The sequence below is a fragment of the Bacillus sp. BB51/4 genome (assembly GCF_008368845.1).
Classification (GTDB): domain Bacteria; phylum Bacillota; class Bacilli; order Bacillales; family Bacillaceae_G; genus Bacillus_A; species Bacillus_A wiedmannii.
Genome location: NZ_QOSC01000009.1, coordinates 242297 through 266697, shown reverse-complemented (window position 1 = coordinate 266697; position 24401 = coordinate 242297). Strand labels below are relative to the sequence as shown.

20 protein-coding genes and 2 pseudogenes are annotated in these 24401 nt (G+C 34.1%); 17 read left to right on the top strand and 5 right to left on the bottom strand.

Features of this window, described 5'->3' with window-relative positions; genetic code table 11:
• Positions 1-140 precede the first annotated feature (140 nt).
• The 5 genes and pseudogenes from DN392_RS12580 (at position 141) to DN392_RS12560 (ending at position 4990) form a co-directional block, all read left to right on the top strand.
• Positions 141-1028, top strand: a pseudogene (locus DN392_RS12580) (LysR family transcriptional regulator).
• Positions 1029-1175: 147 nt separating this feature from the next.
• Positions 1176-1421: pseudogene (locus DN392_RS30775) on the top strand (GNAT family N-acetyltransferase); the annotation flags it as partial.
• Between the two features lie 386 nt (positions 1422-1807).
• The gene (locus DN392_RS12570) at positions 1808-2482 is read left to right on the top strand and encodes a response regulator transcription factor (RefSeq protein ID WP_001142154.1); all 675 of its coding nucleotides are present in this window, start codon (positions 1808-1810) and stop codon (positions 2480-2482) included.
• The gene (locus DN392_RS12565; RefSeq protein WP_000621315.1) at positions 2479-3846 is read left to right on the top strand and encodes a sensor histidine kinase; all 1368 of its coding nucleotides are present in this window, start codon (positions 2479-2481) and stop codon (positions 3844-3846) included. The genes DN392_RS12570 and DN392_RS12565 overlap by 4 nt, the downstream gene beginning before the upstream one ends.
• A gap of 163 nt (positions 3847-4009) precedes the next feature.
• Complete coding sequence (locus tag DN392_RS12560) at positions 4010-4990, top strand: alpha/beta hydrolase (protein WP_000193667.1); 981 nt, start codon at positions 4010-4012, stop codon at positions 4988-4990.
• A 399-nt stretch (positions 4991-5389) separates the two neighbouring features.
• Here the strand turns inward: DN392_RS12560 and DN392_RS12555 are convergent, their stop codons facing one another.
• Entirely contained in the window at positions 5390-6646 is a 1257-nt protein-coding gene (locus DN392_RS12555; RefSeq protein WP_000512663.1) for an ATP-binding protein, read from the bottom strand.
• Between the two features lie 1030 nt (positions 6647-7676).
• On the opposite strand from DN392_RS12555, the gene DN392_RS12550 reads away from it, so the two are divergent.
• Together DN392_RS12550 and DN392_RS12545 are read left to right on the top strand one after the other, a co-directional pair.
• Complete coding sequence (locus DN392_RS12550) at positions 7677-10946, top strand: VaFE repeat-containing surface-anchored protein (protein ID WP_088321409.1); 3270 nt, start codon at positions 7677-7679, stop codon at positions 10944-10946.
• Between the two features lie 486 nt (positions 10947-11432).
• Complete coding sequence (locus tag DN392_RS12545) at positions 11433-12065, top strand: F0F1 ATP synthase subunit alpha (protein WP_000525508.1); 633 nt, start codon at positions 11433-11435, stop codon at positions 12063-12065.
• A 177-nt stretch (positions 12066-12242) separates the two neighbouring features.
• Here the strand turns inward: DN392_RS12545 and DN392_RS12540 are convergent, their stop codons facing one another.
• Complete coding sequence (locus DN392_RS12540; protein WP_000900583.1) at positions 12243-12497, bottom strand: SunI/YnzG family protein; 255 nt, start codon at positions 12495-12497, stop codon at positions 12243-12245.
• A gap of 244 nt (positions 12498-12741) precedes the next feature.
• On the opposite strand from DN392_RS12540, the gene DN392_RS12535 reads away from it, so the two are divergent.
• On the top strand, positions 12742-13485 hold the full coding sequence (locus DN392_RS12535; protein ID WP_061672888.1) for a M15 family metallopeptidase: 744 nt from the start codon (positions 12742-12744) through the stop codon (positions 13483-13485).
• A 1399-nt stretch (positions 13486-14884) separates the two neighbouring features.
• Here the strand turns inward: DN392_RS12535 and DN392_RS30770 are convergent.
• A complete protein-coding gene (locus DN392_RS30770; RefSeq protein WP_000682247.1) occupies positions 14885-15181 on the bottom strand; it encodes a hypothetical protein in 297 nt (98 codons plus the stop codon).
• 558 nt (positions 15182-15739) lie between these two features.
• Here DN392_RS30770 and DN392_RS12525 point away from each other — a divergent pair.
• Positions 15740-16018, top strand: coding sequence for a hypothetical protein (locus DN392_RS12525; RefSeq protein WP_033709650.1), 279 nt, complete (start codon positions 15740-15742; stop codon positions 16016-16018).
• A 68-nt stretch (positions 16019-16086) separates the two neighbouring features.
• On the opposite strand, the gene DN392_RS12520 is transcribed toward DN392_RS12525, so the two are convergent.
• A complete protein-coding gene (locus DN392_RS12520) occupies positions 16087-16293 on the bottom strand; it encodes a hypothetical protein (RefSeq protein ID WP_000834521.1) in 207 nt (68 codons plus the stop codon).
• A gap of 502 nt (positions 16294-16795) precedes the next feature.
• Between DN392_RS12520 and sigI the strand changes: the two genes are divergently transcribed.
• The 3 genes from sigI to DN392_RS12505 all read left to right on the top strand — a co-directional run bounded on the left by sigI (position 16796) and on the right by DN392_RS12505 (position 19347).
• Positions 16796-17518 (top strand): RNA polymerase sigma factor SigI, encoded by a 723-nt coding sequence (gene sigI / locus DN392_RS12515; RefSeq protein ID WP_048565961.1) that lies wholly within the window; start codon positions 16796-16798, stop codon positions 17516-17518.
• Positions 17511-18905: an anti-sigma factor domain-containing protein gene (locus DN392_RS12510; protein WP_064472382.1), complete on the top strand. Its 1395-nt coding sequence runs from the start codon at positions 17511-17513 to the stop codon at positions 18903-18905. The genes sigI and DN392_RS12510 overlap by 8 nt, the downstream gene beginning before the upstream one ends.
• A gap of 175 nt (positions 18906-19080) precedes the next feature.
• Positions 19081-19347, top strand: a complete 267-nt coding sequence (locus tag DN392_RS12505; RefSeq protein WP_000661861.1) for an ArsR/SmtB family transcription factor — start codon at positions 19081-19083, stop codon at positions 19345-19347.
• A gap of 248 nt (positions 19348-19595) precedes the next feature.
• Here the strand turns inward: DN392_RS12505 and DN392_RS12500 are convergent, their stop codons facing one another.
• Positions 19596-19919, bottom strand: coding sequence for a winged helix-turn-helix transcriptional regulator (locus DN392_RS12500; protein ID WP_001072996.1), 324 nt, complete (start codon positions 19917-19919; stop codon positions 19596-19598).
• A gap of 124 nt (positions 19920-20043) precedes the next feature.
• On the opposite strand from DN392_RS12500, the gene DN392_RS12495 reads away from it, so the two are divergent.
• The 5 genes from DN392_RS12495 to DN392_RS12475 all read left to right on the top strand — a co-directional run bounded on the left by DN392_RS12495 (position 20044) and on the right by DN392_RS12475 (position 24399).
• Positions 20044-20577 carry an NAD(P)H-dependent oxidoreductase gene (locus DN392_RS12495; RefSeq protein ID WP_001259767.1) on the top strand — a complete coding sequence of 178 codons (534 nt, stop codon included), beginning with the start codon at positions 20044-20046 and terminating at the stop codon, positions 20575-20577.
• Between the two features lie 135 nt (positions 20578-20712).
• Positions 20713-22215 (top strand): class I adenylate-forming enzyme family protein, encoded by a 1503-nt coding sequence (locus DN392_RS12490; RefSeq protein WP_064057415.1) that lies wholly within the window; start codon positions 20713-20715, stop codon positions 22213-22215.
• A 146-nt stretch (positions 22216-22361) separates the two neighbouring features.
• A complete protein-coding gene (locus DN392_RS12485; RefSeq protein WP_061672766.1) occupies positions 22362-22925 on the top strand; it encodes a GNAT family N-acetyltransferase in 564 nt (187 codons plus the stop codon).
• Positions 22922-23626 (top strand): SDR family NAD(P)-dependent oxidoreductase, encoded by a 705-nt coding sequence (locus DN392_RS12480; protein WP_001264500.1) that lies wholly within the window; start codon positions 22922-22924, stop codon positions 23624-23626. The genes DN392_RS12485 and DN392_RS12480 overlap by 4 nt, the downstream gene beginning before the upstream one ends.
• Positions 23623-24399: a GNAT family N-acetyltransferase gene (locus DN392_RS12475; protein WP_002107996.1), complete on the top strand. Its 777-nt coding sequence runs from the start codon at positions 23623-23625 to the stop codon at positions 24397-24399. Before DN392_RS12480 ends, DN392_RS12475 begins: the two co-directional genes overlap by 4 nt.
• Positions 24400-24401: the final 2 nt, after the last annotated feature.

The following is a 24401-nucleotide window of genomic DNA, read 5'->3' as shown; positions in this document are numbered from 1 at the left end:
CACTTCATCCTTCCATAAAAAATACATCCCTTGTCAAAGGTCATATAATAGAGCATGCACTTATTGTATGTTGGTAATGGCATTAAATAAAACGAAGAAATATAATGGAGACATGAATAAAATTCATGAGGAGGACCATAGTGACTTTAACAAAATATGAAATATTTAACAAAGTGGCAGAACTCAATAGTTTTACAAAAGCTGCAGAAGTGTTAGGTTTCACCCAATCTGCTGTAAGTCATGCAATTAGCAGTTTGGAAAAAGAGTTTTCCTTTCCTTTATTTATTCGTAATCACTCTACTTTAACATTGACCAAAAATGCAGAGGAGCTTTTAATTACCGTTCGGAAAATTTTATACTATAACAACATGATGAAGCAGGAAGTAGCCGCTATCAATGGGTTCCAAAAAGGAACAGTAAGAGTGGGGGTTTTTTCGAGTATTTCTAAAAATTAGATTCCTGGTATTCTTAAAAAAATGGAGGAAAAGTTTCCAAATATTGAAATCGAATTACTGGAAGGAAACTATGCTGAAGTTGAGAATTGGTTACAAAACGGGAGATTAGATTGTGGATTTATTAATAATGATACTTACTTTGAATCATTTGAAAAATCCTTTGAAATCGTACAATTGAAGAGGGATCGACTTTTATGTGTTGTATCTAACCAATCCCCATTATGTAAGGAAAACCAAGTATCAATGCAACAAATAGAAAATATACCTTTTATTATGCCAACATATCAGTGTTATGGTGATATTCAAAAAATATTTAGGGAGAATAAAGTTAGCCCCAATATTCGATTCGAAAATATGAATGAATACTCAGTGATCTCCATGGTGGAGAATAATCTAGGAATTAGTATATTGCCAGAAATGATTATACCGACATCAAAAATTTCTTTTGCAGCCATTCCACTTGAAAGTGATAGCTATCGAACTATTGGATTAGCTATAAGAAAACCAACCTCATTCGCGACTAAGAAATTTTCTGAGATTACTAAAAGGTGGGTATCATTTGAATTGATTTAATTTTTCCGAAATCTGAGTTATTTAAACTGATAGGGTTCTTCTTGAACGGAGCAGATTAGTTCAAGAAGCAATGAGAAAAAGTTATATATTATGTGTTAATGTAGAACTATAATATAAAAAAATCAAGAGGTAATTATATAGTAATATATAAATTACACGACGGAACACCCTAATAACTTTGACTAATTACTAAACCTATATGAATCTTTATGGTGGAATTCACTTAAATTAACAAGTAATGATTTGGAACGAATGTGCAATCAAAATTGATACGCCATTTACGCATTTGATGAAAAATAATTAGTGGATATGGGACGTGTTATTTTAGATGCTGTAATTACTGGAGTAGTTTGGGGAATATGTGTTCTACCAATCTATCTGTCCGAAGGAATCGCCGCCATGTACAAATAGCGCTGGGCAATTGAATCATTTTTCCGCTGGATTTAGCTGAATTTGAACGTTTCCGTATTGTTTGGCACAACATCCAATGCGTTGTTCAATCAGTTATTCACAGCTATAATTGCCTATGCTTTGCTGAAATTTCTTCGTGCACAAGGCCAAAAGACAAAATAAATGCTTGTCATTTGCAGGTTTCACACGCCTGTTTCTTTGTGAAGCCTTGTCAATTGAGTGGCAAATTAGTTTGAAAGAAACACTTGAATTCTACAGGTCGATAAATCAAGAAACTGTATTACTTTGGCTAATCAACATACGTGTTAATTTATAGTATAATGATTGCTTGAAATAATGCGGTGGAAAACAGGGAAAAGAGGGAACCGATGCCTACTATACTAGTTGCTGACGACGATGCGAACATTCGCGAACTCGTCTGTTTATTTCTACGCAACGACGGATTCGCAACAGCTGAAGCAGCGGATGGCAAGGAAGCACTGGCCGTCTACATCTCAACGAATGTCGATCTTGTCGTACTTGACATTATGATGCCGATTATGGATGGTTGGACGTTAAGCAAGGAGCTCCGAAGAGCCAATCCTGATCTACCTTTACTTATGCTGACTGCGAGAGGAGAAACATGGGAGAAAGTGAAAGGTTTCGAACTTGGGACGGACGATTATTTAACCAAACCATTCGATCCGTTAGAGTTGACGGTTCGTGTTAGGGCACTACTCAAACGATACAAGATTGGCTCCACGCAGACGATTCATTTAGGGAACGTCATCCTTGATCGACAGACCTATAAGGTGATGAAAGGGACGGAGTCGCTTACGTTGCCGCTAAAGGAGTTCGAATTGCTGTATAAGCTCGCTGGAACACCCGGACAAGTCTATACGCGCGTGCAGTTGATCGATCAGATTTGGGGTATCGATTACGCCGGAGATGATCGAACGGTAGACGTACATATTAAACGGCTGCGTGAACGGTTCGCGACAACACCCGATTTTCGGATCGAAACGGTGCGCGGGCTTGGGTATCGGCTTGAGGTTTATGAATGATCAGATCCTTATATATACGTGTTGTCCTGACATTTTTAGTCTCCATCATCGGGGGCACGACCATTTCTTTTTTTGTGTCAACTTGGATATTCGAAGATAAATTGAACGAAAACGCTCAAATCAACTCACGTAACTTTGGCCAAGACATCGTCCGGATTTACAAGACCTTTCCGTTACGTGAAGCGGACTTGTTCGTAAGTGAAATGAAGCAGCTCGATTCTTATTATATTCGAATTTACGAAGCAACGGGTCAGTTCAAGTCTTACGGTAAACTTCACGGACACAAACCTGCGCCTGTGACGATGGAGCAACTAAAGAAAGTATTAGATGGAGGTGTTGTTCAGGACACTCCTAATGGTATTGCCACGGTCCTCTTAGGGTTGCCGTTGAAAACGGAGATGGGAACGAAAGCGATATTTTTGGAAGCGCTCGCCCCTCCTTCAGCCTCTTTTGTCACAAAGTGGGCATTGGTCTTTGCAACATGTTCGTTGATTGCAGGAAGCTTATTGATTCTAGTTGCCTCTGTATTCCTGGTAAGACCGATAAAAAAGCTGACAAAAGCGACCAGGCGGATAGCATCTGGAGATTTCAACGTCAAGTTGAATATTAAGCAAACGAGTGAGCTGGGTACTTTGGCTCGCAGCTTCGAAGAAATGATGCACGATCTGCAGCAACTTGAGCAGATGCGCAGGGAATTCGTAACGAACGTGTCGCACGAGGTTCAGTCTCCGCTCACTTCGATATCCGGTTATGCTCTAGTGCTTAAGCAAGTTGACCTCTCAGAATACGAACGAAGCCGTTATCTTGATATTATCATCGCTGAAGCGAAAAGGATGTCCAAAATGAGCGATAACCTGCTAAAGCTGAGTTTTCTTGAATCGCAGTCAAAGCAACTGCGGCTCGTCACGCTCAGCCTCGATGAACAAATCCGACGGATAATTGTGGCGCTCCAGCCACAATGGTCTGCTCGCGATATACATTTCGAGCTTGATTTACAGACAGTTAAAGTAACGGCTGATCATGATCTGTTAAATCAGGTATGGACGAATATCCTCAGAAATAGCATCAAATTTTCCGAGGATGCCGGCGTGATTAACGTAAGCATCAAACAAGATATCAAAAACGTGACAATCCTAATATCCGACACTGGTATTGGTATTCACCTTGACGACCAGAAGCGTATATTCGAGCGTTTTTTTAAGGCCGATCGTTCCCACAGTCGTAAGTATGACGGAAGTGGTATGGGACTCGCTATCGTTAAACAAATCGTGTCGCTTCATCAAGGTGACATCCGAGTGAAAAGTGAACTTGGTCAAGGAACGACCTTCATTGTCACCTTGCCAATCACTACACCAACAGATTAGTTAGATTCATTCTCTATGCTACGATTCATATGCAAGCTTAGCATTTTTTTTGCAGTTCATATTCAGTTCATATTGTCGTCATGGTGAGTACATCTTCATTGGTTAAGTTTTCATTACAGGCACATGAAGGAAGGCAAACAGATCAGGACAGGAGAAGATGACAGTGACACAACAAGAGGAAAAGAAAAGGCTGAGTGGAATGAAAATAAAGAAAGTGCGAAACATCTTACTTAAAATCATAGGAGCAATCGTTCTAGCCATTGTACTTTTTTTAGGTATTGTTTATATCGTAAATGTGATGAGTAGTCATTCGGAGCAAAAACGAATAGTGCCCTACGGGCAGCACGTATCTGTAGACGGGAAAAACATGAATGTGTTAATTCAAGGCGAGGGCGAGGAAACGATCGTGCTCCTGCCTGGTTATGGAACAGCTACTCCAGGGCTTGATTTTAAGCTTCTTATCGATGAATTATCTCCATTTTACAAAGTTGTTGCGGTAGAGCCTTTCGGTTATGGATTAAGTGATGAAACTGTAAAAGAGCGAACCACGGAGAATATGGTAAGTGAAGTTCATGAAGCTCTACAGCAGCTTAATATTAACAAATACATGCTCATGGGCCACTCCATTACAGGTATTTATGGAATTGATTATGTGAACAAATATCCAAACGAGGTGACTGCATTTGTCGGAATCGATAGCAGTGTTGCAACACAACCGGGTATGGATATCAATTTCCCATTAAAAACGTTTGCATATCTCAAAAAATCAGGCCTCTTAAGATTGGCTATGAAAATCAGTGCTGACCCCTATGCTGGACTGGCATTTGATGAAAAAACCGTAGAGCAAATGAAAATGATTTCGAATAAAAACATGTATAATGACACAACCTTGAATGAGATGGACCACATTTCGTCTAATTTTAAAGGGGCTCAAGGTTTAATCTTCCCTAAATATCTTCCACTTCTTCTCTTTGTACAAGCGAATAATGAAGATGTAGCAGGATGGATACCTCTGCATGAAGGGCAGATCAAAGACTCGTTACATGGAAAAGTAGTAACCATGGATGGATCACATTATTTACACCATACCAAATTCAAAGAAATCGCTGAAAACGTTAGACTATTTATGAAAGAAGTAAAGTAAGTGTTCAGCGAAAGGTTCATTCGTTATTTTATGCATTTGTCTACAGTCTGCAAGACCATCATTTCGATGGTCTTTTTTATGTCCAAACAGTTGTATATTTCCAAACCAAGATTATACTTTCGCCTGAAAGCCATTGGGTTTCATTTTCATATGTATTTTATTTTTGCACCAGAACCACTTGTTTTACCGGACAAATCTGTACAAAGCGAGAAAGAATTTATTCATAAATTGTTTGGCTTAGCTTCATAAAATAGAAATGAAAAGGAAATTGCTACTCTATGTTTCTAACTAACATTTTTGCACCAGAACCATATAAAAAGAGGACGAATAGTTACGTCTTCTTTTTATATGGTTATATTAGCTACAAAATAATATCATTTAAATAAATCTTCTACTATATTAGCAGGGGATAGTGATAGAAAAGTGTGTTCCTTTTCCTAGTTCACTTTCTATCTCTATATCTCCGTTTAATTCTTTAATAATACTGTACGCAATCATAGTACCAAGCCCAGTACCTTTTTCTTTTGTTGAATAAAATGGCAAGGCAATACGTTTTATTTGTTGGGAAGACATTCCTATTCCTGTATCAATAATATCAATTACAATATTATCTTTTATTTTTTGTATATTTATTTGTAATACGCCACCATTTTTCATAGCCTCAATTCCATTTTGTATGATGTTGGTTAGACATATTTTTAATTTTTCAGGATTAGCATTTATGTAAAGGGAATCTGTTGTAATATGCTGTTTTATTTCAACATTATATGAAAGAGCGAGTGGTGAAATATTATCTTTCACTTGATTTAATATGTAATTAATATCTAGTTCTTCTTTTATAATGTTTTGTGGTTTGGTTAAAGATAAATAGTTATTAATAGTAGATTGTATTTGCTGCATTTCAAGTAACATAATTTCTAAGTACTTATCTTGAGACATCTTAGCACTCTCATCTTCATTTAGTAATTGAGTGAATCCATGTACCGTGGTCAGTGGATTATGAATTTCATGCGCGATCGATGCAGCTAGTTCGCTAGCTATATAAAATTTTTCTGCTCTTTGCATTCTTTCTTTTATTTTATATTTCTCGATCATTCCTTCTATTAAATAAACTGATAATAATACTGTTAAAACATTTATGATTATATAATTGAATAAAAATTCGATGAGAGTAGAGTCAATTTTACCACCTGTATTTATTTGTGTTACAATACCGCAGATAGAAAGGGAAGTTGTACATATCAAAATAAGTAGAATACTTAATAATATCTTCTTTTCCTTGAAATAAGTAGGTGACAAGTAACGAAACATGATTGTAATAACAGAAATAATAGTAAAGATAATAAATGATGGGAAGACTCCGCTTCCACCTAAGTAAAATCTATAAGAAAGATATAAAACTCCAATACAAATAATGCTCTTTGTATTTCCATATAGAAAAACTAATATAATGGGAATAAAACGTAAATCATAAATGAACCCAGCGTGTAAATGAAAAGGAAAAGTCATACAAAAAATAATTGCAATGGAGGAAAGTACAGAAATTAATATATTATTACATGCCATTTTTTCTTTATGTTCTAGCCAAAATACTTGGTAACTAAGGATACAAATAATAATAATAAATGTATTTAATAATAGTGTAGGAATTCCCATAGTTTATACCTCTCTGAGAGTTTGTAAGTAGGATTATGTATGTGTTTAATCTAGGTGTTTGATTTTATTAGATTTTCTATCTTTAAAAAAGAAAAGGAAGGGCACTTGAAAAAGTGCTTTTTTACCATTTATATTAAAATCGATGAGGAAGATAGAAATAAAAAGTTACTTTTACTTATGAACAAAAAAATTGAAAGTAGCCCTTGTATAGGTAAAAGATAAAGCAAATTACAGAAATAGTTACGTTTCTCTGGAGTGAATATTCCGAAAAAACATTGTGTATGGCGAAATCCATTTTATAACCTTCGCCATATTAACATGTAACTTATTAAATTACAAAGAAAAAAATAAAAATTATTATTTTTTTGTTATTTTAATTTATTTAAAAACGTAAAAGTATTCAAGAGGTTACCATTGAGATGCTAGGGTACTTAGACCAATATTCGAATTTAGTAATAACGTTGTTACTTTTTTTGCTAATATTCTTAATACTAATTTTAGTATAGTTAATTAATATAAAATTCTGATAATTATTTACGTACCCTTTTTTTATATCATTTTATATTAAATACAATGATATTTATTGTCACATAATAATGCAAATTTCCAGTAAACTAATAGAAAAAATCCTATAAAAACATAATTTACTATCTTTTATATAAACATTGCAGGTGTAAATGCAATAAAATTTCATTATTAATACATATATTCAATCTGAAAATATCTGTTTACATATTAAAATATCTTTGTAGTGGTCCTTCATGCCAAGAATCGTTTCCGTACTCCAACTACCGTTATTCTAGTATTTTACCAAGTTTCTTATTTTGTTAAGGTATCCTAATATTGTTACTTTTGTGAAATTAAATATTTAAATATTATAATTTATAGTGGATGTTGAGAAAATAAATAATTTGTAAAAATAATATAATATTTGTAACTTTATGTCTTATAATATGAAATATCTTCGTTGTGATTATTTTAAATATTTGAATAATACATCAGATTCATTTTATCTAGGGAGGTTTTAAAATTGGGGAGAAGAGTTGTTAAAAGAGTTTTTGCATTATTATCAGTACTAGCATTATTCTTTAATGTGTTTCTACCGAAGGCAAATGCGGAGGTTATGACGCATGAAAAGTATTCAATGAACTGGAGTTATAGCAACAGTTTAGGAAAGGATATCCGAACTGAAATTATTAAAAATTCAAGCGGTCAAATTGCTTATTGTTTAACTCTTGGCTTAAAATCACCAAATGGTGAAGATCTTCCTGAAATGGGGAAAACAGATAATGTAGTATATAGGGTTTTATTAAATGGTTTCCCACAAAAAAGTATAGAACAACTGGGAGTAGCTAATAAGAATGAAGCACATTATGCAACTCAGCTTGCGGTTTGGAATGCATTAGGTCAACTTGATGTAAATGAATTAAAGCATGAAAATAAAAATGTTGAAAAAGCGGCTAAGACAATTATTAATGCTGCAAATACAAGTGAAGATACTCAAGATATTTTTATGAATGTGATTCCTGCTGAAAAGCAAAAGGCAGAATTAAAGGGTGAGTTTTTTGAAACAAACCTATACACAGTACAAACAAATGCTAAGAGTGGTTCTTATAAAGTAGTAGCGAAAAATGCACCTAATGGAGTTAAAATTGTTAGTGAAAATGGAGAAGTGAAAGATCAGCTTTCACTTGGGGAAAAATTCCGTATCCAAATTCCTAAAGATACAAAAACAGGTGAATTTAATCTAAGTGTTGCTGCAAATTTAACTAAAGTTCAAGCAATTGCTTATCGCGGTACTGATACTGTTCAGAATGCTACAGTGCTACTAGAAAGAAATGAGGAAAAGCTTAGTAGTGACCTTGCAGTAAATTGGGAAGCTGCTGGTTCTTTAAAAATTAAAAAGGTTGGGGAAAATGGAGAAGTATTAGCTGGTGCAGTATTTGAAGTCTTTAATGCAAATAATGAATCAGTTGGAAAAATCACGACGGGTGCTGATGGTACTGCAGAATTAAATAGCCTACCAATTGGTACCTACACAGTAAAAGAAATTAAAGCACCAACAGGTTATGTTTCAGGTGATAAACCACAAACTATTGAAGTTAAGACAGGGGAAATAGGAGCTGTTCAAGTAGTAAACAACAAAGTAAAAGGTAACATCGAAATAAAAAAACTTAGTGATTCAGGTAAAATGTTACCTAATGTTGCATTCACGGTCTTTACTGAAGATGGAAAAGAAGTGAAAAAAGTAGTAACAAAAGAAAATGGAATTGCAAATGTTGATGGTCTTACGTATGGTAAATATTATTTCTTAGAGACAAAAACACCTAATGGATATATTGGAAATAAAACAAAGTATCCTTTTGAAATTAAAGAGCACAATAAAACACTTACTTTTACAGTGGAAAATACAGAAGTGAAAGGTAGTGTGAAATTACTAAAAGTAGATAATGAAGATATCAGTAAAAAATTAGAAGGTGCAGTATTCGAGTTAAAAGATGCAAGCGGGAAAGTAATTGGGGAATATAAGACAGATAAAAATGGTGAAGTTAACGTCAAAGATTTAGCGTATGGTAAATATTCATTTGTAGAAAAGGCTTCTCCAAATGGTTACGTTCTTATTACAGAACCAATTGTGTTCGAAATAAAGGAACATGGAAAAATTATTGAGCTATTAGCAGTTAATCATCTTATCAAAGGTGATCTAGAAATTACAAAAGTTGATGTAACGGATGGAAACAATAAGCTTCCGAATGCAGAGTTTACTATTTATAATGAAGCAGGAAAAGAAGTAGTTAAAGGGAAAACAGACGATAAAGGTATCGCGAAGTTTGAAAAGTTACCATTTGGAAAATACACATATAAAGAAACTGTAGCACCAAAAGGTTATGTATTGAATGAAGAAATATTCTCTTTTGAGATCACAGAGAATGGTCAAATCATTAAACATATTGTCAAAGATGAAAAGATTCCATCAGTAAAAACAACAGCTACTGATAAAGCCGATGGTACAAAAGAAATGCACACTTCTAAGTCTGTAACAATCCAAGATAAAGTGGAATACAAAGACCTACAAGTAGGTAAAGAGTACACTTTAAAAGGTAAATTAATGGATAAAGAAACTAATAACCCATTAGTGGTAAATGGTAAAGAAGTAACAGCTGAAACTAAGTTTACACCAAAAGAAGCAAATGGTTCTATTACATTAGGCTTCACATTTGATGCAACTGGTTTAGAAGAAAAAGAAATAGTAGTATTCGAAGAGTTACTGAAAGACGGAAAAGTTGTTACTACACATGCTGATATCAATGATAAAGGTCAAACAGTTAAGTTCATTAAGCCATCAGTAAAAACAACAGCTACAAACAAAGCTGATGGTGGAAAAGAGATTCATTCAAAGGATTCTATCACTATTCAAGATAAAGTAGAGTATACTAACTTAGTTGTTGGTAAAGAGTACACTGTAAAAGGTAAATTAATGAACAAAGCTATTAACAAACCATTATTAATTGATGGTAAAGAAATAACAGCAGAGACTAAGTTCATTGCAAAAGAAAAGAATGGTTTTGTAACATTAGACTTTACTTTCGTTGGTGCTGAACAGCAAGGAAGAGAAGTAGTTGTGTTTGAAGACTTATTGCATGAAGGTCAAGTAATTGCAACTCACGCTGATATTAACGATGTAGGTCAAACAGTTCGATTTGTAGAGCCTTCTATTAAAACAACAGCTACAAACAAAGCTGATGGTTCTAAAGAGTTAGATGCTTCTAAATCTGTAACAATCCAAGATAAAGTGGAATACAAAGACTTAATCGTGGGTAAAGAGTACGTTGTAAAAGGTAAACTAATGGATAAAGCAACAAACAAACCATTATTAGTTGATGGTAAAGAAGTAACAGCAGAATCTAAGTTTACTGCAAAAGAAAAAAATGGTTTTATCACACTCGATTTCACATTCAATGCTTCTGCATTACAAGGTAAGGAAGTGGTAGTATTTGAAGAATTGTACCAAGATAATGTTTTGGTAGCTATTCACGTGGACATGGAAGATAAGGGCCAAACAGTGAAATTTAAAGAAGTAAAACCGGAACAACCTAAACCAGAACAGCCGAATCCAGATAAAAATACTCCAACATCAGAGCAACCTAAAGAGCAACCACAACCTAAGAAAGAAATTCAATCTAAAATTGGATGGTTACCGCAAACAGGCGCTGACCTTACAAGTTGGATCTCTATGGCTGCAGGTGCATTATTGTTAATTGTTGGTGGAGTGATTTTCCTAAAACGTAAAAATGCATAAAAATTAAAAAATAAGCACATCTGTTTTTTTTACAAGATGTGCTTATTTTTATGTTAATAATTTAGTCCTATTTACAGTATTTGTGGGTTTGAAATAAAGTCACGATGTTTTGAAAAAAGACGCGAGGTTTTGAAAAAAGTGGCGATATTGCATTACTTCAAAAAAACAATTATCAGGGAGAAGTAGGTTTTAATTTAAACTCAACAAAACCTGAGGACAAATCTGGGGGACATATTTTTGTTTGCATTATTGTGTTCTAACGAGGATTACATTGTAAATAGAAGGTCTTTTAATTACCTTATCAAGTTATTTTTTGTTAGTTAGAAGCAGGCATAAGAAAATTACATAGATATATTGCAAAAATGTAGTATGTAAGATTGCATCAATAAAATGGTTGCAATGCCGGCTGACCTGTAACTATAATAGTTACGGATTGGCCGATACCAATCAAACAAATACAATTATCATGAATGGAGATGTTATAGAATGGGTATGAAAAAATTAATTTTAGCAGGTGCTTTAGGATTCGCAGCATTATCAGGAACAAATCTACCAGGATTAGAAGCAACAAAAGCGAGTGCAGCTTCTATTGAAACGAATTTCTCGACGTTAGAAGGACGCGCAGTAGAAGTGGACCATGGTGTGATTGTTGTGAAATCTAAACAATATGAAGAACCAGTTAGTGTGTATATAGAAAATCTTTCAAATGTGAAAGTAGGAGACGAAGTAAAAGCAACTGGATCTATGATGCGTAACTTCACGGAATATATGGTTGCAACAGAAGTTGAGAATACGACAAACAAATTAGGTATGCATTTAAAAGAAAATGGCTCACCTGATTATGTGATTGGTGAAGTATCAGAAGTAGGTACGATGGAAGACAGTGCGACTACATATGTCGTAGTTGAGTATCCATCACAAAATGGGGAGAAAGATGTTATTGACGTGTTCTTAACAAAGGGACAAGTATTTAAAACAGGTGAGAAAGTGAAAATTGATATGAAGTATGTAGGTTGGGGCGGCATTTCTATTAATTACAACACAGTTGATCATATCGAAAAAGTGCATGAGATAAACAATAGCACTCAAAATAATGATGATGTGTGGATTTGGTCTTAATAAGATTAGTAATATTAGAATCGAAACAGTAAGACGTACTTATGTTGTCAAATCTATACTGAAGTGAGTATGGATTATAAAATTTATTTCAAATAAAGCAAAAAAGAGGAGTCTATTCTATGACTTCTCTCTTTTGCTTTATTTGAACTTTGTTTGAGTCTATTTATATGACCATATTTAAGCAAGAATAGCTTTTAAAATTGACACTTTGTTTGTAGTAAATAATACATAATTTTGTTTTACAGTTCTAATTAATATACGATCAGTTGTCCCATATGCTGTTCCGATACGGATTGCACTTGGTTCTTCAACACCCGCATAGGTAGCATCTTCGGTAACCTCAATCATATCACGTAATGGAATCGTGACCTCCGCAAATTGCCATGAAATAATTAACTCTTCTTTTGTTTTTTTGACATCAATACCTAGCATTATACCAAGACCTTTCTATAATAGAATGCTACACTTCTTATCTTATTGTACAAATTTTTAGATTGTTTTTCTACATGTATGCATAGAGCTGATATTTTAAGGGTGCCAAAAGAAAGGGAAGATATACTATCAATCTATTAAGGAATACGTTATGAAGAAAAGTTCACAGGGAATTAATATGGATTTGATATGGTTGAAGTATGATGAATGAGTAACAGTAGGAGTTGCAGGAAGGAAATGAATGATGAGACTTAAATTAGTAGGAACCTTAACTTGTATAGTAGTAACGTTAGGTATCTTTATCATTTACACCAATATATCTATTGGTAAAGAACCATATAAGACAAACCATGAAACTAGTGAAAACTCCATAAATACAGAAAAAAATAGTAAGCAAAATGGGACCTCAAATAAGATAGCAAGTTCCTTTGCTAGTATACAGGCTGTAGTAAATAAGGAATATGGTTTACCCGAAGACTATATGCCAGAGGATTTAGTTGTACCAAATGTACCGTTCTCATTTAGTGAAACGGTAGAAAAGAGTCATCTTCGTAAAGAAGCAGCGGAAGCATTAGAAAAACTATTCCTTTTAGCTAAGCAAGATGGGATCCAGTTGAATGCTGTTTCAGGATTTCGTTCCTATGAGTATCAAAAAGGTCTGTATGCCAATAATGTTAAAAAGAAAGGGCAAGAGCATACGGATCGCTTCTCTGCAAAGCCAGGGCATAGCGAACATCAAACAGGGTTAACGATGGATGTTTCTTCTAAAAGTGCGAACAATGAACTAGAGCTATCCTTTGCGAATACGAAGGAAGGAAAATGGCTGAAAGAAAACGCGCATCGTGCAGGGTTTATCATTCGTTATCTTAAGGGGAAGGAAAGTATTACGGGTTATGCATATGAACCTTGGCATATTCGCTATGTAGGAGATATTGCTGAAAATATATATAAGGAAAAACTGACTTTAGAAGAATATATGAATCTGTGAAAATAGAATTGAAGAGTTAAACTGTATTCATTGTTTATGAATGCTACTTTTTCTATTAAAAAGCCTAATTTCTCAATGTTTTGTAGAGAAATTAGGTTTTTTTCATCACTTCATTAGAGTTTTTTAGGCTTCGTTCGTTGGTATACTTCACACAATATTATAAAGGAAATAGAACTTACTGAAGATAACATATGAATGTTTTATAAATGTATCAAAAAAGTGAACAAAATCGTTATTTTGCACAACAAGGTAGTCAGCTTAATGAAATAACTGCTTGTAAAAAAAGAAGCCCTACAGGAAATATTACAGAGCTTCACCAAGTTGAGTTATGTCGTATTCACAAGGGATTTTAACATGATATTTGTGTTGAATAAACTGGTAAATGTGTCCAAGTAATTTGGAGCTATTTTATAAAAAAAGAGAAGCGCTTAATCAGGACGCTCCTCTTAATGCCAATACACAATAACTATCCCATTATACTGTATAAGCGTAAAATATTTAACAACTACCTTCATGGTAAATATTTCATTTTGTCTTAGTACCTTTAAATCACAAAAAAAGGTCCTGTTGTTTCCAACAGAACCTTTCCTAAAATGGCAAAGAGTAACTCTTACCTTACTCTTTGTTTATATACTACAGGAGTTTTAATGAAAATCCAAGGCTCCTTATATTGAGAAATAAAGAAGAAACATTATAAAAAATTTTATCTTTTTTCATAAATAAAAGAGCAGCTAGCAAAAACTAACTGCTCAATACAAGGAGATACAGAGAAAACTAAATGGATTTTGGCATACAGCCTATCAACATTATGGACATAATATTGATTTTTATTCGAAGGAATTCATGTTTTACAAATCAGATTATGATAGTCGATATTCTCCATATTGACCAGAAAAGAACCAAGAATTCTAGTGAAATTCCAAGTGTTCTTTTCCTAGTTTTTTGAAATTCTTTTACTAAATAGCCAATAGCGCTAATTGCTAGAAGAATGAAAAGAATAAGTTCTAGTGTAACTGGCATTTGATCTACTCCTAATCCATTATTTTAATTTATTATATAACGATTATAAGATATTTTTTGTGGTTAGTGGTGAGAAATTAAACAAAACCATCTCTTTACGAAAAAGGTCCTGTTGTTTCCAACAGAACCTTTCCTAAAATGGCAAAGAGTAACTCTTACCTTACTCTTTGTTTATATACTACAGGAGTTTTAATAAAAATCCAAGGCTCCTTATATTGAGAAATAAAGAAGAAACATTCTAAAGAATCTTATCTTTGTTATAAATATAAGAGCAGTTAGCAAAAACTAACTGCTCATCTCCAAGGGGGAACAAGGAGAAAAATCTAATGTCATCTATATTATTGACGGAATATTGAGTTTTACTCATAAAAAACTACGTTTAACTTAATGCATAACCCACAATCAAAGTTAGTGTTAAAAACACTGATAATAACAATGTTAGTAAGACTGTTGCTACACTCCTAAGCATCGCAATCCAATTATTCATCTTAGAAAATCCTATAATGCCAGCAAAAAAAGTTCCTATTGTTAAAACTAGTATTATAAATAAAGGGTGAATGTGTAATGAATCCGTGAAAAATTTGAATAATTCAAGTGGAATTTCAAAATATAAACGGAATAGTCCAACGCAAATCAAAGAGCATATAAAGGACCATAGATTGAGGTTATGCTTCATAGCTTTCTCCTATGTTTTCAAAATAGTTTTACTCAATTTTAATGGGAAATAAAAGAAAAAGATAGAGGTTATAAAGAATAATCAATTTTTTAACAAAATAATCCTTTTAATAGAAAGCGAGGAATAACAATGGGACATGGATGCTTTTTTCTTTGTTATATAGAAATTATGCATTAAACATATATTTATAAGCGCTGTTACGACACGCTAAGGAATAGTAATAAAAAGATGAGGCCAATGAAACCGTATAAAAACCAAAAGAATCCTAAGATGGGGAATGTTTTATGAAAATTAAGCATGGTAAACCTTCTTGGGTATATAGAGGATTATAATATATCGTTGGTCTATTTAGAAGAAAAAACATAAATTAGTACACATTAAACGTGAATTGGAACAAAATGGACATTTTAAAGTAGCGAATGCGCTGCTTTTTTATTTTATCAAATAAATTGTTCTTGAGTAGAAATGAAAATAGGGGCTTGCCTTAAACATTTATTATTAATCAAGAATATGAGTATAGAAACAGGTCTAAATTCTGTAATGGTGGAGGGGATTGTTATGGACATAACTCAAAGTGTGGTAAGAATAGTGGTTAATGGGAAAGACCTTCCGTTCACTTCGGTTCAAACCTCTGCATGGAATCATGGACCTGTAAATGATTTAATCGTTTCGACGAATCAGAGAGTGAATGAGCTTTATCAATTCATGTGGTCACAAGTACCAGTTACGATCTCGGTGTATTTTCTTCAAGGGGCGGACTTAATGAGATTCGCTAGGATCGCTGGAATTAATGAACGTGTAACGGGAGAATATATATATCATTTCATTTGGGGATAAGAAGAATTCAAAGTAGCTTAACAGCTGTTTTTTTATTTTGCATAGAAAAAGGAACCATAATAGGCTCCTTAATTTGATTCAGAAGTTGTGTAGTTTTTCTTGATGATATCTTTTATGTTGATAATTAAGGATATAAGGAATCCAGCAGCTAGGATACCGTTTACCCAGTAATATGTATTCCCGGATGTAAATTTATTATAAAAGGAATCGATATTATAATACACTAAGCCTGCTGAAATGACGGTAGAGATTACTAACGTACCAAAACTTTTCATGACGCCGTCCTCCGATTCTGAAATTTTAGACTTTTAATACGATTATACATTTAAATAAAAAGGTTTACAAAGGAATTACCATAAGGAGGAGTTATAACAAGTTTCTTCCAATTAATGGTTTTTATTTTTGAAAAAATAACTATTGTATAAAAAAAATTTTTTGACCCCCATAAAATCATTTGTTCTTTCGAATATATATAAGTAGAAGAAAACAAATGAAAGAAAAAGCTAAAATTACCAAAAATATAGCGAAGAGTTATTCAAAGATTGCAGCTAAAATAGAAAAGAGCAAGTGGCATTGCAAAAGAAAATAAGAAAGCAGTACAAAATACAGACGTCAATTTAGTACAAGTGGAAAAAATAGTCATATAAAAAAATCGGCCTCGAAAAATATGAGCAACAGCAAGAGGACAAACCAAAAGAAAAGTACTAACAAAATGTGGTTGAATGGTCACTTGTTTAGTGGCCTTTTTGCTATTTGAAGGAGGCTGGGAGATTACTAGTGTTGAGTTTAGTAATGAAGATCCTAAGAAAACCGAAAATAGAAGATATCGTATGTGACATACAAAACAATGGAGGAGATAAGGAAGCATTTATCATACAGTATCAGCCTTTTATTAAAAAATCAATATCGTCTGTCTGTCGCCGATATATTACAGAACAGGATGATGAATATAGTATTGGACTGTTTGCGTTTAACGAAGCAATTGAACAGTATTCATATAAAAAAGGGAAATCTTTTCTAGCGTTTGCTGACCTTCTTATAAAAAGAGATGTAATTGACTATATACGCAAGGAGTCTAAGCATAACTTTGTCTTTTTAAAAGAAGATGAGCAAGAGGAAATGTTAGAAATGCAAGTGTCGCTTACGGAGTATATGAAAGAGATGGAAAATAGTAACCGCAAGGAGGAAATTCTTCATTTTCAAAGTGTGTTAGCTGAGTTTAAAATCACATTTTCAGAGCTTGCTAAAGAATCTCCTAAGCATCGTGATACGCGTGAACATCTAATAGAAATTGTGAAGATTATTATAAGAGAAGAGGAAATGATGGAAGAGTTGTTCCGAAAGAAAAAATTACCCCTAAAACATATTGAACCACTTGTTAGGGTAAGTCGTAAAACGTTGGAACGACATAGAAAATACATTATTGCAATGTGTATTATTTTTGCAAACAACTATACATACATTCTTGATTATATAAGAGGGGAAAAGCATGATGAATAAAGGAATTGTGATGGATATAAAAAAGCATAACGTAGTTGTTTTAACTCCAAATGGAGAGTTTATTACATTTAAAAGAAAAGCGCACCCATACATGATAGGGGAGGAAATCTCGTTTAACAAACAAGAACAAAGAGCGCCGCGTTTTTCCATACCACCTTTCTTAAAGCCTACAACAGTAATTGTTGCTGGTTTTCTATGCGTATTGCTGTTTTTCTATAATCAACCAGAAGAAAAAGTATTTGCTTATGTCTCAGTTGATATAAATCCAAGTATAGAGGCGAGCGTAACGGAGGATCTTCGTGTTATAGATTTGCGGGCTTGTAATGATGATGGAAGGCGTATTTTACAAGAAATGAACAGGTGGGAAAATAAACATCTGCAAGACGTAATACGTATTATTATAAAGCAGAGTCAAGAGGATAAGTACTTAACCAATGATAAGCAAGTCATGCTAACGGCTATTGCAAAGGACAAGTCGCTAGAACCACAGTTGGAAAAGGCTATGCAGGAATTAAAGAAAGAATATGAGATAAAACATGTTACAGTCGAATATCAAAGCAGTACGATGCAAATACGGGAAGATGCCGAGAAAGCAGGAGTTGGAACGGGCGTTTATATAAAACAAGAGAATGAGAAGAAAAAATCGCTTGCTCCATCTGAAACGCCGTCTAATCAAGAACAACAAAAGTCGTCTTCTGATGCATCATCGGACGCATCTCCTGTAAAAGAAGAAAGCAACGAGAAGAAAGAGTATATAGAACAAAAGCAATCTAAGGAACAACAACCGAAGCAAATAAAAGAAAATAATGTGAATCAGCAAGAGAACAGCGGAAGAGGATCACAAGGGAATAGTGGAAATCAGCAAGGGAACAACGGAAGAGGCTCGCAAGGAAATAATGGGCACCAGCAAGAGAACAGCGGAAGAGGCTCGCAAGGGAATAATGGGAATGGGCAAGGAAACAACGGCAGAGGGTCCCAAGGAAATAATGGGCACCAACAGGAGAATAACGGAAGAGGCTCGCAAGGGAATAATGGGAATGGGCAAGGAAACAACGGCAGAGGATCACAAGGAAATAATGGGAATGGGCAAGAGAATAACGGAAGAGGCTCGCAAGGAAATAATGGGAATGGGCAAGAGAATAACGGAAGAGGCTCGCAAGGGAATAATGGGAATGGGCAAGGAAACAATGGTAGAGAATCACAAGGGAATAATGGAAATGGGCAAGGAAACAATGGTAGAGAATCACAAGGAAATAATGGGAATGGACAAGGGAACAATGGAAGAGGCTCGCAAGGAAATAATGGACACCAGCAAGAGAACAACGGAAGAGGCTCGCAAGGAAATAATGGGCACCAACAAGAGAACAATGGTAGAGGGTCTCAGTAAGGAAAGTTCCTATCACATAATATAGAGTGAAAGAAAAATCTATAGAATAGGGAGGATTCCTTCCATCTGAAGATATTTTTTAACATTTTTTTAAAATGACGGACATAAAATCGTATATCCTTTCGAATTATATATATGGATATCATTAATGTTTATATAAAAGGGGAGAAAAAATATGAAAGAAATGTATGAAGAAATCACTGAAGTATTGAAGGTATTAGCACATCCTGTCCGTTTATCATTAGTAAAAATAATGCTTGCAAAAGGCCCTATTAACGTAACGACAATGTATGAAACATTACAAATGCCTCAAAGTACAATTAGTCAACATTTATCTAAACTAAAAGCTACTAAAGTCGTTACAGGCACTCGGAAAGGGTTAGAAATTTATTATGAAGTAACGGATAATCGTACAAAAGCGATATTATTAAGCTTGGCTTAATGGGTGATTGTTTAGACTTCAAAATGAAGTAAGAAATTCAGCGACTGAAATTTTCTTATTAACATTAGTCGTATGCGTTGTTGTTTTTAATTTGTTTAATATATTTCTTTATTTGGGTCTTGCCGTATCACTATCAAGCTAAATTTTAAATGGACTATAAAAATGAAAGTTTCCTTATTAAGGTCTTTTTGTTAGCTTGATAGTGATGTGCCGTTCCCACTAGTATGTAAAGAAATGGGTAGGTTTTTTTAGTCATGTAATCTTTTGATTTGATGATCTTTTCCCCATTCACATAGTTCATCCATAATTTGCATTAAAGATTTCCCGTATTCGCTTATTGTGTATTCAACCTTTGGTGGTACTTCTTGATATACAGTACGATGGATAATCCCGTCAGCTTCAAGTTGCCGAAGTTGTTGTGTCAGAACTTTTTGCGTAATGTTTGGGATTTCTCGCCGGATTTCATTTGTTCGCATTTTTCCATCCATCAAAACACATAAAATATGAACTTTCCATTTTCCACCGATAACATCGAGTGTCGTTGCAATTGGGCAGTCTTCATTTTGATTCATATAACACCTCCACAGGTACTTTAAGGTTCCTATAGCACTTTAAAGTACGTACTTTTCAATTATATGTGACTCACTCATACTAATACGTAAAGGATTGAATAATTTAAAAAGGGGATGGGAAATGATGAGAACACTTGTAATTGTAGCACACCCTCATATTGAAAAATCAAAAATTAATAAAAGATGGATTGAAGAACTTGAAAAACATTCGGATGAAATAACGGTGCATGAATTATATAAAGTGGCACCGAATTGGGAGTTTAATATTGAGGAAGAGCAAAAACTATTAGTAGAACATGACCGATATATATTTCAATTCCCGCTTTATTGGTACAGCACACCACCATTATTGAAAAAATGGTTTGACGATGTATTAACATATGGATTTGCGTACGGATCAAAAGGAGATAAAGTGAAAGGGAAAGAATTTGGTTTAGCTATTTCTATAGGTGGATTAGAAAAAGACTATGAAAATAGCGGAATTACGATGGATGAGTTGACGAAACCATTTCAAGCTACGTGCTTATATACAGACATGAAATTTATACCTTCATTTTATTTATATGGTGCCGAATATAAATTAAGTGATGAAGAGGTTGATAAAAGTGCACCTGAGTATGTACGATATGTGATGAATAAGCAGTATTCTAATATATAAGGAGAAACAGTCATTTACTTGTGAAGTAAATGGCTGTTTTTTTATTAGTTTTATATTCACTAAGTGTAATCTTTAGTAAATTAATAGTTAATCTGGTAAAATAAAAAACCTAACATATATAAAGGGGAGTTTTACTTGAGAACGATGCAAAAATTATTACAAAAAAGAGCAATGCAATCACCAAATTTGGAAGCGCTTGTAGGGGGAGAGAAAAGGTATTCGTTTCAGCAGTATAATGAACGAGTAAATCAGCTTGCACACTATTTGCTACATAACGGTGTACAAAGAGGGGATCGTATTGGAATACTATGCAAAAATAATCATCCGTTTCCAAGCGTTATGATGGCAAGTTTAAAAATTGGAGCTGTATGTATTCCGCTAAATCATCAGCTTACTGCTTTTGAATTAGAAACGATTGTAAAAGAAGCAAAATTAAAAGTGTTAGTTATTGATGAAGAATTTAAAGAAGTTTTATTAAAGATTGATGCTGTTAAAGAAATCTCTTATGTAATTAAAACGACAGAAGAAGGTTTTGGTTCATTTGAATTAACATTACAAGAACAGCCAATGACAGAACCGAACGTAGAAGTTCATGAAGAGGATGATGCGATTTACTTATTTACTTCAGGAACGACTGGACAGGCGAAAGCATGTGTTATTGGACATAAAAACTTACATCATTATTTTGCTGAGATTGCAGGACAAAGAGAAATTCCAGCAGGTGAGCGCTTTTTATCCGTGCATCCATTGTTTCATATGAGTGGCGTGCTTTCTATTTTAAATTGTATTTATCATGGCGTTACGATGATATTCTTAGCTGATCCGAATCCTACTCTTATTTGGGATAAGATTGAAGAAGAGAAAATTACGACAATGCTTGCATTCCCGGCTGTTTATAGCTACATGCTTGATGAGCTAAATAAAAAAGAACGTAACATTTCGACTTTTAAAGTAGCGCAAAGTGGTGGTACAAAAGTGCCAGAAACACTCATTCAAAAATATATGGAAAAAGGAATATATATGGTGCAAGGCTATGGTAGTACGGAAGGTTGGGTTGTAACTTCTTGGCATCCAATGATGGGGAAAGAAAAGATGTCTTCTGTAGGAAAAACGCTTAAACATGTAGAGCTGAAAATTGTTCATCCAGAAACAGGTGATGAACTAACAACAAATGAAGTTGGCGAAATTCATGTAAGAAGTCCATACATGTTTAAAGGATATTGGAATAATGAAAAGGCGACAAAGAAGGTAGTAAAAGATAATTGGTTTAACATGGGCGATGCTGGCATGATAGATGACGACGGATTCCTGCATATTATGGGAAGATATAAAGACGTTATCATACGCGGTGGTGACAACGTATATCCAGATCAAGTAGAAGATGTCATTCATGAAATACATGGTGTTTTAGAAGTTGCAGTAGTTGGGGTTCCAAATGACTTTTGGGGAGAGATTCCGACAGCGTACATTGTAAAAGACATGCAAACGTCTTTAACAGAAGAAGAAATTATGCAGCACTGTAAAGAAAAACTAGCAAGTTATAAAATACCCGAAGTTGTATTTATGGACAAATTACCGAAAAATGCTTTAGGAAAAGTGTTGAAGAGGGAATTAAGGGAAGATGTACTTGTAGAATAAAAAGTGATTAGATGATAAGGAATCCAGTTATGCAGTGAGAGCATGACTGGATTTTTGTTTGTAAGGAACATAATAATTTACTAGATTTTGTATTTTGTGTAAGATAATAAAGAATATTCAATTAATAATTCGAGGATGAGAGGTAAATGAAGCTACCATTATTAGAAGTAGAAACAGAGAGACTTATGATCCGTCCGTTCCAAAAAGATGATTATGAAAGTTGGTTAGATGGATTTAATAAGAGGCTGCCATCTCAATATAAATACGATGATGGTTATCATGACATGTCGTCTTCAACAAAAGAATGGTTCGCGGAATGGATAAGAGGTTTTGATGAAGCAGCACATCGAGATGAGATGTATGTATTAGGTATTTTTCGTAAAGAAGACGGGGCTAATATTGGAAAGCTAGAGCTAATAAAAATTTTACGTATAGATTATCAATGGGCGATGATGGGGTATTCCATACATAATCAATACTGGAAAAATGGATATGGTGTTGAAAGTGTGAAAAACGCGTTATCGTTATTTTTTAATAGTCTTCATTTTCATAGAATTGAATTACATATACGTGTTGATAATGAGCCATCCGTTCATCTCGCGGAAAGAGCAGGCTTTTCTTTTGAATGTAAGAGAGAGGCTTTTTCTTTAGAGAAGGATAAGTGGATGGATTTTCTTATTTATTTTAAAAATAAGGAGATGGATATATGAGAGTTCTAATTACAGGTGGAAATCGCGGTTTAGGGTTACAGTTAGTCAAAGTATTTCATGAAAATGGGCATATCGTTTATCCGTTAGTTAGAACTGAAGTTGCGGTAACGCAATTGAAGCAAATATTTAGTTGTAGATGTTTTCCTATATTGGCAGACTTATCGATTGATGAGAGTACGGAGCAAATTAAGAACCAGCTTAAGGAATATACGGAGCATATTGATCTAGTTATAAATAACGCTGGAATTACTGGAAAGGAGACTGAGATTTTACATACAAATTCAGAAGAGTTAACCGACTTATTTAATATTCACTGCTTAGGCGTAATTCGAGCTGTAAAAGGTACATATGTGGCTTTAGCTAAATCGGATCATCCGAGAATAATAAATGTGTCCTCTCGGTTAGGATCACTACATAAAATGGCGAACAAAGAGTTTCCGCAAGGACAGTTCTCATATTCCTATCGAATTGCTAAAGCTGCACAAAATATGTTAACACTCTGCTTACAACAAGAGTTTGAGGATAAAGGAATTCGTGTAACTGCTATTCACCCTGGAAAATTAAAGACTGACATTGGTGCTTTTGATGCGAATATGACTCCGGCTGAAGGAGCGCAAAATATATATGATTGGGTAATAGATTCAAATGAGGGTACTTCAGGGAAGTTTATTGAGCCGGGTGTGGGGGAAATAAAGTGGTGAAGTACGATCTTACAGTAGTTCAAAATTTATTTGGTCCTTCGAAAAAAATATTAAATGGTTTACCAAATGCAGTAACGATTGAAGAGATAGAAGAAGATGTTTTTTATAACGTACAAACATATAAAGAAAAGATAAGTAGATTTGAAGAGGTTTGTTTTAATTGGGAGCTAAAAAGAGCGAGTATTGTATTAAACAAGAGGTTTAGTAGTTATAACTCAAGTGCAAAAGTGTTACTTGATGCCGGTTTTTCTTTGTATGCCGCAAAGATAGAAGTATGTAGAGAATTGAACAATATAGAAGAGCTTGAAAGACAATATACATATCGATCAATAGCAGAAGGAACGTTATCGGAAAAAGAATTTAAATATATTTGGGAACGATGTATGTCGGGTTCAGGGAATCAAACTTCAATTTTAACTATCGATGAGCATTTTTATTCAGTGCAAACAGAGTTAGGTAAGGGCTGGGAAAAGTCATGTATTGTTTTTTATGATAAAAATGAGCCGATTGGTATGTCCATACCGCATATAGAAACTGGAACAGAAGGGGAAGGACGGTTATTTTATTTTGGGGTAATGCCTTATTGTCGCGGGAAAGGAATTGCTTCCCAGCTGCATCTTCAATCGTTGCATATGTTAAAGGAAATGGGGGCCACCTATTACATCGGAGGCACACATACTTCAAATGAAAAGATGCAGAGGATATTTTGGAGAAATAATTGTTCGTTGAAAACGGAGATAGAGCTTTATTATAAAATTTTTAAAGAAGGTTAGAG